The sequence below is a fragment of the Salinibacterium sp. NSLL17 genome (genome assembly GCF_015864935.1).
Lineage (GTDB): Bacteria > Actinomycetota > Actinomycetes > Actinomycetales > Microbacteriaceae > Rhodoglobus.
In genome coordinates, this window is sequence record NZ_JADYWH010000001.1 from 1,617,071 (window position 1) to 1,635,184 (window position 18,114).

Genomic DNA, 18,114 nt, shown 5'->3' on the forward strand with positions numbered 1-18,114 from the left:
AAGACAACATCAGCGATTCAGTGGAGAACTAATCACCTGTGGACAACGACCTACTTGAGAGCGCCCAACCATGCCTTGCGGGCATCGAGCGCATCTTGGGCTGAGGCGATCTTCTTTGCATTGCCCGTGGCCTGGGCTTCCGCCAGTTCTGCCTCAAGCTTTGCGATCGCTTCGTTGAGTTGACCTAGGAAGCCTTCTGAGCGTTCTTGACGCTCAGGGTTGTTCTTGTGCCAGTGGTCCTCGTCGAGCTTGCGCACGGCAGTCTCGACCTTGCGGAGGCGTTCCTCAGCGGTCTTGATCTTGTCGCGGGGAACTTTGCCAATCTCATCCCAGCGCTTCTGAATCGAAAAAAGAGCCTTCTTGGCTTGCGCACGATCAGTTGCAGTGAGCAGCGGCTCGGCTTCGTCGAGCAGCGCTTTCTTCAACTCCCAGTTTGCGGTGAACTCGACGTTGTCGTGAGCATCAACTTCTGACTTAGCGGCGTAGAGCACGTCGCCGGCCTGCTTGAACTTCGCCCAGAGAGCGTCGTCAAACTTCTTGCCCGCGCGGCCAGCAGCCTTCCAGCTATCGAGCAATCGACGGTAGGTGTGGATGCCCTCGGCACCCTGCGCGGCAAGAGCCTCTGCTTCGTCGACAAGAGCTTGCTTGTCTGCGCGCGCCTTCTTGTGCGCGGAATCTAGTTCGGCGAAGAAGGCACGGCGGTGGGTGTCGATTGTGCTGCGCGCTGCACGGAATCGCTTCCACAATTCGTTCGCTTCGCTCTTGGGAAGGCGAGGACCGTCAGTCTGATGGGCTTTCCAGCGCGCAAAGATGTCGTCCATCTGAGCCGTGACTTGCTTCCATTGCGCTTTGGCCGGATCGCCAGCAGCGAGCGTCTCTGCCTCAACAACGAGTGCGTTGCGGGCAGCAATTGCCTCCGTGAGGGCAGCTTTCGCTTCTTCGCTTTGCTGTTCTGTGAGCTTCGATACGGAACCGCCAAGCGCCTGCACTCGCGTAAGCAGTGCTGCGAGGTCGCCGACAGCGTTCGCTGTGGCAATCGACTCGTTGAGTGCTGTAACAGCCTTCGCAACGTCAGAGGCGGGAGCGCCGTTCTTGACCCGCTGTTCAAGCAACGTCACTTGCCCAGCAAGTTCGTGATACTTGCGGGTGAAGTAGGCCAATGCCTCTTCGGGAGTTCCGTCAGGGTACTGGCCGACGGCACGTTCGCCGTCCGCCTCGCGGACGAATACGGTGCCTGTCTCGTCGACGCGGCCCCACTCGTTCTGGTTCTCTGTAGCCAATTACTTCACCTTGCTGCTTATGCCGGAAGTTGCTGCCGGGTTACCCAAGCTTAGGACAACCGTACTCACGGTCGCTGACGCTGTTATTGGATCGTGAAGCCCGTGATGCTTGTGGCAGTCACCGGGGCCCCATCTTGGGCATCGCCAACGATGCCGCCAGCGACGATCTCCGATTGGAGAGCGTCGAGTCCAGAGGTGACCTGACCGACGATGCTGTAGCCGCCGGCCGTGTCATCAGGAATGATCGCATCGTCAAAGACGATGAAGAATTGACGGCCATTCGAGAAAGCGTTGTCGCCCGTTCGTGCCATCGCGATGGTGCCTGCGGGGTAGAAGCCGCCGACTCCGGAGTTTTCAACGGGGCCGTAGGCATAGTCGGGGTCGCTCGCGCCGGTGCCGTCCAGCGAACCGCACTGAATCAATCCTGCGTTATCGGTGACGACCAGCCGGTGGCAGACGGTGCCAACGTAGTAGTCGGATGCCGCGGAGTCGACCAGAGAAGCCACGGCTTGTGGTGCCGCTGCGCCGTCGAGCTCAATGCCGAGTGCGACATCGTTGAGAGTAAGTTCCCCAGACCACGTGCGGGCTTCGGCGAGAGCAAGATCCGGAACATCCCCGACATTGCCGGGTTCGGTGGCTTCGGCCTCCGGGGTGAAGGACGGCGCAGGCTCTGGAGTTCCCGGCCCTGCCGAGAAGTAGAAGACCTGAGCCGTAGCTACGAGCGCGATGATGACAAGACCGACGCCCACGGCGAGAACGTTGTCACGCTTGCGGCGAGCCACGGTCTGTTCATGCACTGACGCACGCGCAGTGTAGAGGCGCAGTCGTTCCCGAGCTTCTCGTTGCTCGCGGGAATGCTTCTTGCTGGATGCCACCATTACTCCTTGAAGAATCGCGGACGTCGCCGCTGTCGTAGGAACGCCACAATGAACCTTACGGTCTCCCGGGAATCTCAACCAAACGCCACGACGCCCGAACGTAATGAAGGTGCACTGTGCCGACGGTCAGTGCGGGCGATTACGATTGAGCTATGGATGCTTCCGCAACTCTGCACAGCGGAGCAACACCTCTTGCCGTGCGCATGCGGCCGCTGACTCTCGACGAGATCGTCGGTCAGAAACATTTGCTGCAGCGCGGGTCGCCGCTGATGAGTCTCGCAAACGATGCCGAAGGCAGCCATGGTTCGGCATCCATTATTTTGTGGGGCCCGCCTGGCACCGGTAAGACCACAATCGCTAAGGCGATCGCACGGGGGTCTCAACGAAAGTTTGTAGAGCTTTCTGCGGTCACCGCCGGCGTGAAGGATGTGCGTCAGACCATGGAAGAGGCGCTGACTGCCCGCGATCTTTATGGTGTGTCTACGGTTCTGTTCCTCGATGAGATTCACCGTTTCACTAAGGCACAACAGGATGCGTTGCTTCCTGGGGTAGAAAACGGCTGGGTCATTCTGATTGCGGCGACGACAGAGAATCCGTCGTTCTCCGTGATTTCACCGCTATTGTCGCGGTCCCTGTTGCTGACGCTCAACCCGCTTGACGACAACGATCTGGGGGACTTGGTCGATCGCGCGGTCTCAGACCCCCGAGGGCTTCGGGATGCGGTGGTGCTGGAGCCTGAAGCGCGCGCACTCCTCATCCGACTGTCATCCGGAGATGCGCGCCGGGTGCTGACTGCGCTCGAAGCTTCCGCTGTTTATGCATCGAATGACGAAGACGCAGCAACTCCAGCGCTAGTGACGGCAGAACATGTCGCGAATGCTGTTGATCGCGCCCTATTGCGTTACGACAGAAACGGTGATGAACACTACGACGTGATCAGCGCCTTCATTAAGTCTGTGCGTGGTTCTGACGTTGATGCCGCGCTCCATTACTTGGCACGCATGATCGAAGCGGGGGAGGATCCCCGTTTCATTGCGCGGCGCGTGATTATTAGCGCGGCGGAAGACGTGGGTGTTGCCGACCCCCAAGCGCTCGTCATTGCCGTAGCGGCCGCCGATGCGGTGCAGCTCATCGGAATGCCCGAAGGCCGCATCCCGCTGGCCGAAGCTGTTGTTTATCTGGCGACAGCCCCGAAATCGAATGCTGCCTATTCCGCTTTGGATGCCGCGATAGCCGATGTGCGTGCAGGCAAGATTGGCCGGGTGCCCAAGCCGCTTCGCGATGCTCACTATCCGGGTGCCAAACGTCTCGGCCACGGAAAGGGGTATCGCTACTCTCACGATTCTGAGTTTGGAGTGGTGAAGCAGGAGTACCTTCCCGATGTCTTGAAAGGCACCGAGTATTACACTCCGACGAACAACGGCAACGAACGCGAAGTGTCTGCCCGGCTCGTCAAACTGCGAGAGATTATTCGCGGCGAATAGCTGCCTCAACTCGCGCTCTGGCTCGGTGTGGCGAGTCGTGGCCTGCAGGGTGCTGCCGTGATAGAGTTACACGTCCCAACGATACGGTTTCGGCGCGCGGCTGCAATGAAATCGAATATCGCGGAACACCGGTCTGTAGCCGACCAGGTTCCCTAGGGTCATCCCTCTACTTCGTCTGGTGTGTTGTGTACGCGCGTTCGCGTGCGAGTGATCGCCAGATTGTTCTTACTTGAATCAATCGAAAAGGATCCTGTGTCTACTAAGTCACGTACCCGTAGCAAGACTCGCCTGTCGCGCGCGTTGGGCATTGCCCTCACGCCGAAGGCTGCCAAGTACCTCGAAAAGCGCCCCTATGCTCCCGGTGAGCACGGCCGCACCAAGCGCAAGCAGGACAGTGACTATGCTGTTCGTCTTCGCGAGAAGCAGCGTCTGCGTGCCCAGTACGGCATTCGTGAAGCTCAGCTGAAGATTCAGTTCGAGGAAGCTCGCAAGACCGCTGGCCTGACCGGTGAGAACCTGGTTGAGCAGCTCGAAATGCGTCTCGACGCTCTGCTCGTTCGTTCGGCAATCGCTCGCACGACCGCACAGGCTCGTCAGATGATCGTTCACCGCCACATCTTGGTTGATGGCCAGCTCGTCGACCGTCCCTCGTTCCGCGTTAAGCCGGGACAGCTCATGCACGTCAAGGCTCGCAGCGAAGGCATGGAAATCTTCCAGGTCGCCGCAGCTGGCGGACACGTGGATGTTCTTCCTAAGACTCCTGGTTACCTCGAAGTTGAAATCGACAAGCTGCAGGCACGTCTCGTACGTCGCCCCAAGCGCGCCGAGGTTCCCGTGACCTGTGAAGTTCAGCTCGTTGTTGAGTACTACGCAGCACGCTAACTACTGAAAGAAAGGGCCGGAGCTTTTGCTCCGGCCCTTTCTTGGTTTACGGCGGAGTTCGGCACGATTGTCGAATACCGTGTACTTGTACCTTTTCTTCAGATTGACGGGAGTAGCCATGACTGGTGGAGATATCGCAGGGCTCATTGCAGCCGGAGTGTTCGCAGTGCTGGTGGCATTGCTCGCTGTTCCTCTTCTCAAGCTGGGGAAGGTCTTTGACGAAACCAGCACCGCCATCCGTGGGGTGAGCGATAACCTCGATCCCATGCTGACGGAAGCCACGACAACGATTTCGGAAACTAACCGTCAAATCGCGCGCGTGGACGCCATCACTCGCAATGTGGAAGAAACGACGGGCAACATTTCTGCCCTCGTCGCCCTCGGCGCGGCCACCGTCGGCGGCCCGTTGATTAAGATCGCAGGCTTCAGCGCCGGAGTTCGGGCCGCTGTCCTGAGCCTTCGCCCCAAGCGCCGTCGCTGAGGCGTCGAAACCGCCTAAGCTAATACGGTTCGTGTTACCCCCAATCTGAAGGAGAAATCATGAAAGGCGCAGTCCTTTTCGTCGTTGGAATTGCCGTTGGGTTCGTGGCAGCACACCAAGTCGCAAAAACGCCAGAGGGAAAGCAGTTCTTCTCCGACGTTGACAGCAAAGCACGTGAGTTCACGAGTGCTGTTGTCGATGGCTATCGCGAACGCGAAGCAGAGCTTCGTGACGCCGTAGCGGATGTCGAAGAAGCAGTAGCTGACTTCTCTCAGCGTTCTAAGTAAGACCATCAGGGCCCTTGGGCCGCATCATTGAGTTCCCGGGGATCCCCATGCAAACCGCAGAAATCCAAAAACGTTGGCTGACCTATTTTGGTGAGCGTGGCCACACGATCGTTCCATCCGCATCGCTTGTCAGTGATGATCCGACACTGCTCTTTACTGTCGCCGGAATGGTTCCGTTCGTCCCCTATCTGACTGGTCTGGTCCCGGCTCCGTACGACCGTGCTACCAGCGTGCAGAAGTGCATCCGTACCCTCGACATCGAAGAGGTCGGCAAGACGCCACGCCACGGCACGTTCTTCCAGATGAATGGCAACTTCTCGTTTGGAGATTATTTCAAGAAGGAAGCCATCCAGTTTGCATGGGAATTCCTGACGCTGCCAGAAGATGAGGGCGGACTCGGTTTTCGACCTGATGACCTCTGGGTCACCGTGTACGAAGATGACGACGACGCTGTTGCATTCTGGAAAGAGACAGCAGGACTGCCGGATGAGCGTATCCAGCGACTCGGCATGGACAGCAACTATTGGTCGACCGGGCAGCCGGGGCCAGCTGGACCGTGTTCGGAGATCTTCTTCGACCGTGGCCCCGCTTATGGTGCAGATGGTGGCCCCGCCACCGATGACGACCGTTACGTCGAAATCTGGAACCTCGTCTTCATGCAGTACTTGCGTGGCGAGGGCAAGGGCAAAGACTTCTCGATCCTTGGTGAACTTCCGAAGCAAAATATCGACACTGGTATGGGGCTTGAGCGCGTCGCGTTCCTCAAGCAGGGCGTCGAGAACATGTACGAGATCGACCAGGTTCGCCCTGTCCTTGACAAGGCGGCGGAGCTCGCCGGACGCACTTACGGCGCCGACCACGAAGCTGATGTTCGGCTGCGTGTAGTCGCTGACCACGTGCGTTCGAGCCTCATGCTGATCTCGGATGGCGTGACCCCCGGCAACGAAGGCCGCGGCTATGTGCTGCGTCGTCTGCTCCGTCGCACCGTGCGCGCGATGCGACTCTTGGGCGTCGAAGGCACCACCTTCGCAGAGCTCTTCCCGGCATCCCGCGATGCCATGAAGGCGGCGTATCCCGAGGTGGAGAAAGACTACGATCGCATCTCCCGGATCGTGCTCGCTGAAGAAGACGTCTTCATGCGCACCCTCGCGAGCGGCACCACAATTCTCGACACTGCAGTAGAGAACACGAAGAAGTCAGGCGCGACTGAGCTGCCAAGCGACACCGCATTCTTGTTGCATGACACCTTCGGATTCCCCATCGACCTCACTCTGGAGATGGCTGCTGAAGCGGGGTTGAGCGTCAATCGCGACGCTTTCGACACCCTGATGAAGCAGCAGCGCGATCGCGCAAAGGCGGATGCCGGCTCAAAGAAGCAGTTCTTGGCAGACCTTTCTGTTTACGGCGCGTTCCGTGCTCTCGGCGAAACGACGTTCACCGGCTACGACACCCTGGAAACCGAGTCCAGCGTGATCGGCATCATCGTTGACGGCGTCTCAGTGAGCCGGGCCACGACCGGGCAGACGGCTGAAGTCATCCTTGCCGAGACTTCGTTGTACGCCGAGTCTGGTGGACAAGAAGCGGATGCCGGTGCCATCGTGGGCGCCAGTTTCCACCTTGAAGTTCTCGATGTGCAGCGCCCGGTTAAGGGCCTCATCAGTCACAAGGTCACCGTCACAGCCGGCGAGGTCGGAGTCGGAGATCCTGCTTCTGCGCTTGTTGACGCTGAATGGCGTCGCGGGGCGACTCAAGCTCACTCGGCTACCCACGTCATCCACGCAGCATTGCGTCAGATCTTGGGCGATGACGCTCACCAGTCTGGTTCCTACAACAAGGCCGGCTACATGCGCCTTGACTTCTCTTGGTCGCAAGCGCTGTCGGTTGAGACGAAGACCGAGATCGAAGAGGTTGCCAACACTGCAGTGCGCGACAACCTCGAGGTCTCGACGCGCATCATGGCCTTGGACGATGCCAAGGGGCTCGGCGCTATGGCGCTGTTCGGAGAGAAGTACGGCGACACAGTGCGCGTTGTCGAAATCGGCGGCCCCTGGTCGCTCGAACTCTGTGCAGGAACGCACGTTGCACGGTCATCCGAAATCGGACTGATCTCGCTGGTAGGGGAGTCGTCCGTTGGTTCGGCCAACCGGCGAATCGAATCTCTCGTAGGACTCAATGCATTCCGCAACTTCGCGACGGAACGCGCGATCGTGTCTGAACTGACGACGAATCTGAAGACTCCGCGCGAACAGCTTCCTGACCGTATCGCCGAACTGCTGGCCAATCTGAAAGCGGCTGAGCGCAAAATTGCTCACCTGGAGGCCGGTCAGCTGTCGCAGCGTGTTCCTGCGCTCGTGGAGACCGCTCGTGTTGCCGGCTCTGTGACTGCTGTCATTGAGAATGTTGGCGAGTTGGCTTCGACCGACGATCTGCGCGGTCTTGTTCAGTCGGTGCGCGAACGGTTGGGTGCAGAGTCGGCAGTAGTCGCCCTCGCAGCCACCATCGGTGACAAGCCTGCCGTGATCGTCGCAACCAACGAGGCCTCACGGGCGCATGGCTTCAAGGCGGGCGAACTGGCCAAGGCTGCTGCTGGCGTGCTCGGCGGTGGCGGTGGCGGAAAGCCAGATATTGCTCAAGGTGGCGGTGCACACCCCGCGGCTATTCCCGACGCCCTCGCTCTCATTCTGTCGAGACTGTCGGCGTAACCGATGCGTTCGGGAACCAGAATCGGCGTAGATGTCGGCAAGGTCCGCGTCGGGGTCGCTCGCAGCGACCCCCACGGGATGCTGGCGACACCGGTCGAGACTGTTCAGCGAGCCCAGAAGAGCGTGAAGCGTATTCTCGCGCTTGCGGAAGTGTATGACGCTGTCGAGTTCGTTGTCGGGCTTCCGATTGCGCTCTCTGGCCGGGATACCGCGTCGACGGGCGATGCGCGAGAGTTCGCTCAGCAACTCGCTAACAAGTCGTCGCTGCCCGTGCGACTGGTGGATGAGCGGATGACGACGATGACGGCGCAATCCGCTTTGCGTGCATCCGGTCGAACCACGAAGAATTCACGGTCGGTGGTCGATCAGGTTGCCGCCGTTATAATTTTGCAACATGCCCTCGACTTCGAGCGCTCGGCGGCCCGCCCGCCCGGAGAGCTCGTGGACCCGACGCAAGGATCCTGAATTATGGCTGACGAACCCAACTGGGAAGACATTTTCGGCGAGCAACCCGCCGAGAGTGCTCCTAAGTCAGCGCGCGAGGCTGCCGCGCACGGGACCGATCGTTCCGCGGAGTCGGGCCAGCCAGCTGACAGCGGCACCCCCGCCGAGCCGGCGAACCCCGCGAACCCCGCAAACCCCGCGAACCCCGCTGACCCAGCGAACCCTGTCCTGGGCTCAACGCCACCGGCGGCGAGTGGTCAGCCCATGACCCGTCGCGAGGCTCGGGCGGCGCAAGAGGCCGCGGCTGCCCGGCGGGGCGGCGATCCGCACCTTCCCGCTGTGACACAGGCGGCCCGAGAAGCCGATGCTTTCGCCACCTTTGAACAACTGACCGCCGGAACGGCAGAGTCAGGCAATGATGCCGCCGCAGTGCCCGGGGCGACGGTGCCCGCGCAGGGCGATGGCGATGGAGGAGCGCCCGGTCGCAAGAAGCGTCGGTGGGGGCTCATCATCGGGCTTCCACTGCTCATCATCGCGCTCCTCGGCGCAGGAGTCGCTGCGTACGCCTGGGTCAACTACGAAGACAAAATTCGCGAAGTGATGGGCTGGGAAATTCCCAATGACTTTGAGGGTTCGGGCAACGGCGAAGAGGTTATCGTCACAGTTAATTCGGGCGATATCGGCTCGGACATCGCTCGCAGCCTGAATGTTGCCGGCGTCACGATGAGCTTTGACGCGTTCTATGACCTCCTCTTGGCACAAGAAAGCGACCCAGCGTTCTTTCCCGGAAACTACTCGCTCCAAAAGGAGATGAGCGCGCAATCAGCTCTCGATGCGCTGCTCGATCCCGAGAATATCGTGACGGACAGGCTTCTCATCACTGAGGGCACCACGCTGCCGAATGCGCTTGAGATCATTTCTGAAACGACCGGTATTGCCTTGGCAGATCTGCAAGCGGCATCCGGAGACCTTGAGCACTTCGGGCTTCCGTCGGAAGCGGTGAGTCTCGAGGGGTATCTATTCCCCGCGACGTATGAACTCGATGGCAACCAGGATCCGTACGCCGTGCTCGACCTGATGGTCAACACGATGTACGAGAAGTTGGATGCCGCTGGCGTTGCTGTCGAAGACCGCTACCGCATTCTGACGATGGCGGCGCTCGTGCAACGCGAAGCCGGGCCCAACACGGACGACTTCTACAAGATCGCGCGCGTCTTCTACAACCGGCTCGACCAGGACATGTTGCTGCAGTCTGATGCCACCGTCGCCTATGGCACCGGCAACCTACACACGGTGTGGACGACGGATGCCGAACGTGCGGATGCGAGCAACCCCTACAACACGTACGCGAACCCCGGCTTGCCGGTCGGCCCCATCGGCCTGCCAGGCGAACTGGCGATTGATGCGGCGCTGAACCCTGCAGAGGGAGACTGGCTCTTCTTCGTGCCGATCAACCTGGCCACGGGCGAAACAGTCTTCACGACCAACGTCGACGACCACGAAGCAGCGGCACAGCAATTGCGCGACTGGTGCGCAGCGAGTGACGAAAATGGGAGCTATTGCTAGAGAATTCTGAGGTGCCGGCCGAGGCATCCGATCGTTCGAAGCTCGCGGTACTCGGGTCGCCGATTACGCACTCCTTGAGCCCCACGATTCATCGCGCGGCGTATGAGACGCTCGGGTTCGACTGGGAATATGACGCCGTTGAGCTGACGGGGGAGTCGCTTCCTGCGTTCTTAGGCGCGCTCGACCGGCGTTGGCGAGGTCTCTCTCTTACGATGCCCCTCAAGCGTGACGTAGTGCCCTTGCTCGATTGGGCGGATCCGCTCGTTGAGCTCGTCGGCGGAGCGAACACTGTCGTAGTGAGCGAAGGGCGCCTTCGCGGGTACAACACGGATGTCGAAGGCGCGATGCGCAGTTTTCTCGACGCGGGCCTGTCGAACTTAGATTCCGTGTGGATTTTGGGAGCAGGGGCCACTGCAGCCTCACTTCTCGTGGCATCCATTCGCATGGGCGCTCAGAGTATCGAGATTTTTGCACGCACTCCTTCGAAGGCGGAGCCGTTGAAGAAGCTCGGCGAGTCTCTTGGCGCCACCGTCACGCTGCGGCAATGGCAAGAAGCGGCCACTGCGACCACGACGCCCGACGTCATCATTACGACGGTTCCGGGGGGCGCAATGGATCTCCGTTTCGCCGAAGCTGTGCGCACCACCTCTGTGCTCTTTGATGTCGCCTACGACCCGTGGCCGAGTGATATTGCAACGAGCTGGTTCGAAGCGGGCGGCACCGTAATCTCGGGGCATGATCTCTTGATTAATCAGGCGATCGCACAAGTGCGCATCTTTGCCGCCGGTACCTCCGACGTGCCACTGCCTCATGAGGCAGACGCAATCGACGCGATGCGCGCTTCAATTGAGCAGCCCGAGGGGCACAACCATCCGTAACTGATGGCGCGAAAGTGTCACCCGCTCATGTGGGAGGATTGACGCATGCTTCGATGGTTAACGGCCGGTGAATCTCACGGCCCAGAATTGGTCGCGATCCTTGAGGGGATGCCGTCGGGCGTCCCCATTTCTCCTGAGCAGATTCAGGCGGATCTTGTGCGTCGCACGCTCGGCTACGGCCGGGGTGCTCGCATGAAGTTCGAGCAGGACGAGTTGACCCTCAGTGGCGGAATTCGTTTTGGCGCAACGATGGGAAGCCCCATTGCGCTGCGGATCGGCAACACTGAGTGGCCTCGCTGGGTGGATGTAATGAGCCCCGTTCCCGTCGATCCCGAAACCCTGCCGAAGGGTCGCGGTGCCGCTCTCACGCGCCCTCGCCCGGGGCACGCCGACCTCGTCGGCATGCAGAAATACGACTTCGCCGAGTCCCGCAATGTTCTCGAACGGGCCAGCGCCCGCGAGACTGCAGCTCGGGTGGCGCTCGGAGCGATCGCTCGTGCCTTCTTGGGCGGGCTCGGCATCCGTTTGGTCAGTCACACCCTGTCGATCGGCACCGTTCGTTCGCCCGAGGGAAGCGCGCTCCCTGCGCCAGACGACGTCGCGACGCTCGATGCTGATCTGCTGCGCTGCTTCGACCCCGCTACCTCTGAGCGCATGGTCGCCGAAGTCGATCAGGCTCACGAGGACGGCGACACTCTTGGCGGAGTAGTCGAAGTTCTCGCCTATGGTCTTCCGCCCGGGCTCGGTTCGTACACACATTGGGATCGTCGACTCGACGCTCAGCTCTCTGCCGCGCTCATGGGTATCCAAGCTATTAAGGGTGTCGAAGTCGGCGATGGCTTCGAAACCGCTGTTCGTCGCGGTTCTGTTGCTCATGACGAACTCGTGCAAGACACGGACGGCATCTCACGATTGAGCGACCGCGCTGGCGGTATCGAAGGCGGCATGACAACCGGCACCGTTTTGCGAGTGCGCGCAGCGATGAAGCCGATCTCCACCGTGCCTCGCGCTCTGCGCACCGTCGATGTTGCGACCGGTGAAGCCGCCGTTGCTCATCATCAACGTTCAGACGTGTGCGCCGTGCCAGCAGCCGGCGTTGTTGCTGAAGCGATGGTCGCGTTGACGCTCGCTAACTCAGTACTCGAGAAGTTTGGGGGCGACTCGCTTGGTGAGACCAAGCGCAACCTCGACTCCTACCTCGCATCGATCCCAGAATCGCTCAACACCACACGGGCTTCGCGTGCTGAATGACAGCGGTGCGCTCGTCGTCATCATCGGCGCACCAGGCTCAGGTAAGACGCGCGCGGGCAAGAAGCTGGCGAAGATTCTGGATGCCCCGCTTATCGATACCGACAAAGTAGTAGTGGCATCCCACGGACCGATTCCGGAGCTTTTCGCTGAGTTCGGCGAAGAATACTTTCGGGAACGAGAGCGTGAAGCGGTCGCCAATGCGCTGCTTGAACCTGCTGTCGTAACCCTGGGCGGGGGAGCAGTGCTTAATCTCGACACGCAGGCTGACCTCGCTTCGCACCGTGTTGTCCAACTGACCATGTCAAAAGCTGCGGCTCGGCTTCGAATCGCCGGCAGCAAGCGCCCTCTGGCAAAGAACGCGGACGAGTGGGAGAAACTCGTTGACGCTCGCCGCCCCATTTACGACGAGCTTTCGTCGCTCACGATCGATACCTCACTGAAGCCAATGGAAAAAGTTGCGCGCGAGATCGCCGACTGGTTGGGAACCCAACAACAATGACTGAAACCACGATCATCCCGGTCGCCGGGACCAATCCTTACGACGTTCTCGTCGGCCACGGTTTGTTGCCGAAACTTGCGGAACAGCTTGGTACCCGCGTCGCGAAGGTGCTCATCATCCACCCGGCGACGCTTGGCGCGCGTGCAAACGCGCTGCGCGACTCGCTCTCGGAGAAGTACGAAGTGCTTCTTGCCGAGGTTCCGGATGCCGAAGATGCGAAGCGAATCGAAGTTGCCGCATTCTGCTGGCAGATCATGGGCCAGACCGATTTCACGCGCACGGACGCCGTCATCGGGTTCGGCGGCGGGGCATCAACCGACCTCGCGGGCTTTGTCGCGGCGACGTGGTTGCGCGGCGTGAAGCTTATTCAGTGCCCGACGAGCGTCGCCGGAATGGTTGATGCTGCCGTCGGTGGTAAGACGGGTATCAACACCGCTGAGGGCAAGAACCTCGTGGGCGCTTTTTACGCGCCGAGCGCGGTTGTTGCCGACCTCGATGTTCTTGACGATCTTCCTCGCAATGAGGTTTTGGCTGGCTTCGCGGAAATCGTGAAGTGTGGCTTCATCGGTGAGCCCGAGATCCTCGACCTGATCGAAGCCGATGTGGATGCTGTGACTGATCCGCACTCGGAGTCGTTCCGTCGTGTCGTTGAGCTCTCGATCGGGCTCAAGGCCCGGGTCGTTGGCGAAGACTTTATGGAGAAGGGCCTGCGCGAGACGCTCAATTACGGCCACACTCTTGGCCATGCAATCGAGCATGCCGAACGCTACCGCTGGCGTCATGGTGCCGCAGTGTCGGTCGGAATGGTGTTCGCTGCCGAGCTTGCGCATCTTGCGGGTTCGTTGAGTTCAGACGTGGTGGACCGTCACCGCAGCATCCTGCAGTCGCTGAGTCTTCCCATCGACTACCCGCTCGGCCGCTGGAACACGCTGCTCGCCACGATGCAGCGTGACAAGAAGGCGCGCGCCGGCATGATTCGGTTTGTCGTGCTCGACTCCGTTGGTCATACGTCGATGCTCAATGGTCCCGACGAAGCCATGCTCTACTCCGCCTACCAAGAAGTCGGGGTCTAGCGGGTCATCCTCGCTAGAGTGGAGCGGTGACTACAGTATTCGTGCTCAACGGGCCCAACCTCGGTCGGCTCGGCAGCAGAGAACCCGATGTCTATGGCGGGGGAACGCTCGTCGACTTGAGCGCCGAGCTTGACGCTCACGCGCTGACGTTGCCCAACGCGGCATCCATTGTTCTCGATTTTCGCCAGACTGACAGCGAGACCGAACTCATTTCCTGGCTTCATGAAGCTGTGGATGCCGGTGCTCCCGTCATCATGAACCCCGCGGCGTTCACTCACTATTCGTATGCGCTTCGGGATGCTGCAGCTCAAGTGTCAGGCGCTGGACTGCCTCTGGTTGAGGTCCACATCACGAACCCACACACTCGCGAAGAGTTCCGTCACACCAGCGTGATCTCGGGAGTTGCCACCGGAGTGATCGCCGGCTTCGGTTTTGAGTCCTATATTCTTGCCCTCGACGCGGTTGCTCGACGACTCAGTTAGACTCGAACGTTGGTTTTTGTCGCTAGTCGACTCAATCGCGCTTTTGCTCGTTAACAGAAACGGATTTACGCATGGCCTCTACCGCTGACATCAGGAACGGCGTCGTTCTCAACATGGACGGTGGATTGTGGACCGTTATTGAGTTCCAACACGTCAAACCCGGCAAGGGTGGTGCTTTTGTTCGCACCAAGGTGAAGAACGTTCGCTCGGGTAAGACCGTAGACCGCACGTTCAACGCCGGCGCCAAGATCGAAACCGAAACAGTTGACCGTTCCGAGTTCCAGTACCTGTACAAGGATCTCGAGAACTTCGTGTTCATGAACACGAGCGACTACGACCAGATTACCTTGAGCGAGACTGCCGTTGGCGATGCTGCGAACTTCATGCTGGAAAACCAGAATGTCGTTATCGCGCTGCACAACGGTGAGCCGCTCTATGTAGAGCTTCCGGCATCCGTAGTTCTCGAAATCACGTACACCGAGCCTGGCCTTCAGGGCGACCGTTCCACCGGTGGCAGCAAGCCCGCCACCGTGGAGACCGGTTACCAGATTCAGGTTCCGCTGTTCGTGGAACAGGGCACTCGCGTCAAGGTTGATACTCGTGACGGCAGCTACCTCGGTCGCGTGAACGACTAAATGGGGGCCCGCAGCAAGGCGCGTAAGCGCGCGCTTGACGTCATGTACGGCGCGGATGTCCGCGGTGAGAGCATCAACGCAGCTCTCGCGGCCGAATCTTCGCGCGCAATGAGTGAACCCGCCCGTGCAACAGCATGGGCTTACGCCCAAGACATCGTCGTGGGCATCACCGAGCACGGTGAAGAGATCGATGAACTCATCGAAACTTATTCGCAGGGGTGGCCTTTGAACCGCATGCCTGCGGTTGACCGTGCTCTGCTCCGCATTGGTCTGTGGGAAATCATGTACAACGACGAGGTCCCGACGGGTGTCGCGATCTCCGAGGCTGTTGAATCAGCAAAAGTGCACTCCACCGAAGACTCCGCCGGATTCATCAACGGTTTGCTCGGTCGCATCGCGGCCAGCACCGAGTAGTTCGACTTATGTGACGTAGCGTTACGCCTTTGCGTGACGCTACGTTACGACCTCGCTGGCCAGCGCTTTCGTGCGGCCCTAGCGTTCAGGGATGAGTTCTTCCTCCCTTCGCGACAGCACGGCTGCCGATGCGCTGTCTGTCTCCATTCACGACCTTTCGCGCCGCTTTGGCGACCGCGTGGTCTTGAGCGAACTCTCACTCGAGATCGCAGCAGGAGAGATTGTCGCGCTGATTGGCCCGTCTGGTTGCGGTAAATCAACGCTGCTACGCCACATCGGTGGCTTGGATAGCCCTACCGGTGGCTCAATCGCTATCGGAGGCACTCCCGTCACTGGGCTGGATGCTCGCTCCGCGATCGCCTTCCAGGAGCCTCGCCTTCTTCCGTGGCGCTCCATCACCCGCAACGTCGAGGTGGGGCTCCCGCGCGGTAAGCGCGCCCACGACGATCGGGACCGGGTTGCCGCACTGCTTGCGCTGGTGAAACTTTCCTCGTCGGCCCATCTTCGTCCCCGGGAAATCTCCGGTGGTATGGCCCAGCGTGTGTCGTTGGCGCGGGCATTGGCTCGTCGTCCGGGCGTACTTCTGCTCGATGAGCCGTTTGGTGCTCTCGACGCTCTGACTCGCCTGTCAATGCAGGACCTGCTCCTTGATCTCCACGCCGCAGAGCCCGCGACGATCGTCATCGTCACTCACGATGTCGATGAGGCCCTGTATCTCGCCGACCGCGTGATTCTGCTTGGCGCAATTGACGCCGAGGAGAACGCCGCTCAGGCGAGCATCCGCTCCACCGTCGTCGTGCCGGGGGTTCGCCCGCGCGACCGGGGGAGCGGAGATCTTGCCGAACTACGGGCTGAGTTGCTCGAAGGGCTCGGCGTTCCCACCCATCACCTCGCGGCGCGCTAGCGTCCGCTGACCTTTTCCACCATCCATTCTCATTTCTCTCCCCTGAAGGAAACAATGTCTCCCCGTTCTCGTATCGCTTCTGTTGCCGCTGGTGTTCTTGTTCTCGCTCTTGGCGTCTCGGGCTGCGTCGAAGGCGAAGGCTCGTCGCTCTCGCCCGATGCCCCTGACTCTGCCGCCGGATGGAGCAGTGACCAACTCACGGTCGACTTCGCAACGTACAACCCACTCAGCCTCATCATCAAAGAAGAGGGCTGGTTAGAAGAGACGCTTGGCGACGACGTTGAAGTCACCTGGATTCAGTCATCAGGCTCCGCCGCAGCCAACGATGCGCTCCGCTCCGGCTCACTCGATGTCGGGTCAACGGCTGGTTCCGCTGCCCTTTTGGCGCGAGCCAATGGTTCGCCAATCAAGACGATTGATGTCTACTCGCAGCCCAACTGGTCGGCAATCGTTGTTGCCGCCGATTCGGACATTCAGTCGGCTGACGACCTTCGCGGCAAGAACATTGCGGCCAATGCGGGAACCGACCCCTATTTCTTCCTGCTCCAGACTCTTGCGGAGGCCGGTATCGGCCTCGACGAGGTTACGATCACGCAGCTTCAGCACGCCGATGGAAAGACCGCGCTCGAAGCGGGAACTGTAGATGCGTGGGCCGGGCTCGATCCACTCATGAGCGCATCCGTCGTCAACGCAGGTTCGCGCATCGTTTACGACAATCCTGATTTCAATAGCTATGGCTTCCTGAACGCTACAGAGAGCTTCCTCGAGACATCACCTGACCTCGCGCAGCTCGTCGTTGATGCGTATGAGAAGGCGCGTCAGTGGGCCGCCGATAGCCCGGATGACGCTGCAGCGATCTTCGCGGATGTCGCCGGCATCGATCTCCCCATTGCCAACTCTGTGCTGCTGGAGCGCACGAATCTTGCGATCGACCCCGCGCCCGGCCAGAAGCAGCTCGACGTTCTGAATGTCATTGGCCCGATCTTCGTTGACTCAGGTGCCGTTGCGGAGCAGTCGCAAATCGATGACGCTCTCGCCTCACTCTTCGAAACAACGTATGTCGACGCTGCGGACCCGAGTCGTGTCAGTGAATAGCGGAACGCCGGTGCTCGAGCGGCCTCTGGTCGACGACGCGGCGGGTGCCCCGGTGCCCGTCGCGTCGGCGATACCACGGCCGCGACGCCGTTGGGTGCGGGCCGCCATCCTCGGCGCAGTGATTCCCATCGCCGTGATCGTTCTCTGGCAAGCGATCGCGACATCGGGGTTGATTCCGAGCTACCGGCTGCCGACGCCGCTCAGCGTGTGGGCCGCGGGAGTCGATCTCTACGAGCGCGGAGTGCTCTACCAACACATCGCGATCTCCACGCAGCGCGTGCTGCTGGGGTTTGGAATTGGGGCCATCGTCGGACTGGCGCTTGCTTCGATTGTCGGGCTCTCGGCGCGGGCATCCGAACTCTTCGCACCGACTCTGGGCGCATTGCGGGCCGTGCCGTCTCTGGCCTGGGTACCGCTTCTTGGGCTCTACCTCGGTCTCAACGAAGACTCGAAGGTGGCTCTCGTCGCTATCGGAGCGTTCTTTCCGGTCTACACGACCGTCGCCCCGGCCCTTCGGCATGTGGATGCTCATCTTGTGGAGCTGGGACGTAGCTACGGCTACTCCGGTCCGGCGTTGCTGAGCCTCGTGCAGTTGCCCGCCGTAGTTCCCGCCGTTATTTCATCGCTACGTCTTGCGCTAGCCCAAGCGTGGCTCTTCTTGGTCGCGGGGGAGTTGCTTGGCGCCTCGCTCGGGCTGGGGTTCTTGCTCGTGGATTCGCAACAAAATGGCCGAATAGATCGACTGTTTCTCACGATCATCCTGCTCGGCATTCTGGGCAAGGGAACCGATGGAGCGGTTGGTTTACTCGAACGGTTCTTACTGAAGCGTTGGGGGTCGTAGCGCTGCCGCGAGCGCGGTATAGTCGGTGAAACAGATTT

General features: G+C 60.3%; 19 protein-coding genes. 17 read left to right on the plus strand and 2 right to left on the minus strand.

Annotation, left to right across the window (positions count from 1 at the left end; all coding sequences use genetic code 11):
• Positions 1–50: 50 nt before the first annotated feature.
• Both I6E51_RS07865 and I6E51_RS07870 read right to left on the minus strand, forming a co-directional pair.
• On the minus strand, positions 51–1,280 hold the full coding sequence (locus I6E51_RS07865; protein ID WP_197105711.1) for a DUF349 domain-containing protein: 1,230 nt from the start codon (positions 1,278–1,280) through the stop codon (positions 51–53).
• A gap of 83 nt (positions 1,281–1,363) precedes the next feature.
• Positions 1,364–2,158, minus strand: coding sequence for a peptidylprolyl isomerase (locus tag I6E51_RS07870; RefSeq protein WP_197109901.1), 795 nt, complete (start codon positions 2,156–2,158; stop codon positions 1,364–1,366).
• Between the two features lie 152 nt (positions 2,159–2,310).
• Here I6E51_RS07870 and I6E51_RS07875 point away from each other — a divergent pair, with 152 nt between their 5' ends.
• From I6E51_RS07875 to I6E51_RS07955, 17 genes are all read left to right on the plus strand, one after another.
• Positions 2,311–3,642, plus strand: coding sequence for a replication-associated recombination protein A (locus I6E51_RS07875; protein ID WP_197109902.1), 1,332 nt, complete (start codon positions 2,311–2,313; stop codon positions 3,640–3,642).
• Between the two features lie 252 nt (positions 3,643–3,894).
• Complete coding sequence (gene rpsD / locus I6E51_RS07880) at positions 3,895–4,524, plus strand: 30S ribosomal protein S4 (protein WP_010202678.1); 630 nt, start codon at positions 3,895–3,897, stop codon at positions 4,522–4,524.
• A gap of 118 nt (positions 4,525–4,642) precedes the next feature.
• On the plus strand, positions 4,643–5,005 hold the full coding sequence (locus I6E51_RS07885; RefSeq protein ID WP_197105708.1) for a DUF948 domain-containing protein: 363 nt from the start codon (positions 4,643–4,645) through the stop codon (positions 5,003–5,005).
• A gap of 59 nt (positions 5,006–5,064) precedes the next feature.
• Entirely contained in the window at positions 5,065–5,292 is a 228-nt protein-coding gene (locus I6E51_RS07890; protein WP_197105707.1) for a hypothetical protein, read from the plus strand.
• Between the two features lie 47 nt (positions 5,293–5,339).
• Positions 5,340–7,994, plus strand: a complete 2,655-nt coding sequence (alaS, locus tag I6E51_RS07895) for an alanine--tRNA ligase (protein ID WP_197109903.1) — start codon at positions 5,340–5,342, stop codon at positions 7,992–7,994.
• A 3-nt stretch (positions 7,995–7,997) separates the two neighbouring features.
• Positions 7,998–8,459 (plus strand): Holliday junction resolvase RuvX, encoded by a 462-nt coding sequence (gene ruvX / locus I6E51_RS07900; protein WP_197109904.1) that lies wholly within the window; start codon positions 7,998–8,000, stop codon positions 8,457–8,459.
• Between the two features lie 3 nt (positions 8,460–8,462).
• Positions 8,463–10,004: an endolytic transglycosylase MltG gene (mltG, locus tag I6E51_RS07905; RefSeq protein WP_231599689.1), complete on the plus strand. Its 1,542-nt coding sequence runs from the start codon at positions 8,463–8,465 to the stop codon at positions 10,002–10,004.
• Positions 9,998–10,882, plus strand: coding sequence for a shikimate dehydrogenase (locus tag I6E51_RS07910; protein WP_197109905.1), 885 nt, complete (start codon positions 9,998–10,000; stop codon positions 10,880–10,882). The genes mltG and I6E51_RS07910 overlap by 7 nt, the downstream gene beginning before the upstream one ends.
• Positions 10,883–10,927: 45 nt before the next feature.
• A complete protein-coding gene (gene aroC, locus I6E51_RS07915) occupies positions 10,928–12,133 on the plus strand; it encodes a chorismate synthase (RefSeq protein WP_197109906.1) in 1,206 nt (401 codons plus the stop codon).
• Positions 12,123–12,632 carry a shikimate kinase gene (locus I6E51_RS07920; RefSeq protein ID WP_197105702.1) on the plus strand — a complete coding sequence of 170 codons (510 nt, stop codon included), beginning with the start codon at positions 12,123–12,125 and terminating at the stop codon, positions 12,630–12,632. The genes aroC and I6E51_RS07920 overlap by 11 nt, the downstream gene beginning before the upstream one ends.
• The gene (aroB, locus tag I6E51_RS07925) at positions 12,629–13,705 is read left to right on the plus strand and encodes a 3-dehydroquinate synthase (RefSeq protein WP_197109907.1); all 1,077 of its coding nucleotides are present in this window, start codon (positions 12,629–12,631) and stop codon (positions 13,703–13,705) included. Before I6E51_RS07920 ends, aroB begins: the two co-directional genes overlap by 4 nt.
• A 26-nt stretch (positions 13,706–13,731) precedes the next feature.
• The gene (locus tag I6E51_RS07930; protein ID WP_197109908.1) at positions 13,732–14,187 is read left to right on the plus strand and encodes a type II 3-dehydroquinate dehydratase; all 456 of its coding nucleotides are present in this window, start codon (positions 13,732–13,734) and stop codon (positions 14,185–14,187) included.
• A gap of 71 nt (positions 14,188–14,258) precedes the next feature.
• Positions 14,259–14,822: an elongation factor P gene (gene efp, locus I6E51_RS07935; RefSeq protein WP_197105699.1), complete on the plus strand. Its 564-nt coding sequence runs from the start codon at positions 14,259–14,261 to the stop codon at positions 14,820–14,822.
• Complete coding sequence (gene nusB, locus I6E51_RS07940) at positions 14,823–15,236, plus strand: transcription antitermination factor NusB (protein WP_197105698.1); 414 nt, start codon at positions 14,823–14,825, stop codon at positions 15,234–15,236.
• Between the two features lie 91 nt (positions 15,237–15,327).
• A complete protein-coding gene (locus I6E51_RS07945) occupies positions 15,328–16,140 on the plus strand; it encodes an ABC transporter ATP-binding protein (protein ID WP_197109909.1) in 813 nt (270 codons plus the stop codon).
• 54 nt (positions 16,141–16,194) lie between these two features.
• Positions 16,195–17,235 carry an aliphatic sulfonate ABC transporter substrate-binding protein gene (locus I6E51_RS07950; RefSeq protein ID WP_197109910.1) on the plus strand — a complete coding sequence of 347 codons (1,041 nt, stop codon included), beginning with the start codon at positions 16,195–16,197 and terminating at the stop codon, positions 17,233–17,235.
• On the plus strand, positions 17,228–18,076 hold the full coding sequence (locus I6E51_RS07955; RefSeq protein ID WP_307783869.1) for an ABC transporter permease: 849 nt from the start codon (positions 17,228–17,230) through the stop codon (positions 18,074–18,076). The genes I6E51_RS07950 and I6E51_RS07955 overlap by 8 nt, the downstream gene beginning before the upstream one ends.
• Positions 18,077–18,114: the final 38 nt, after the last annotated feature.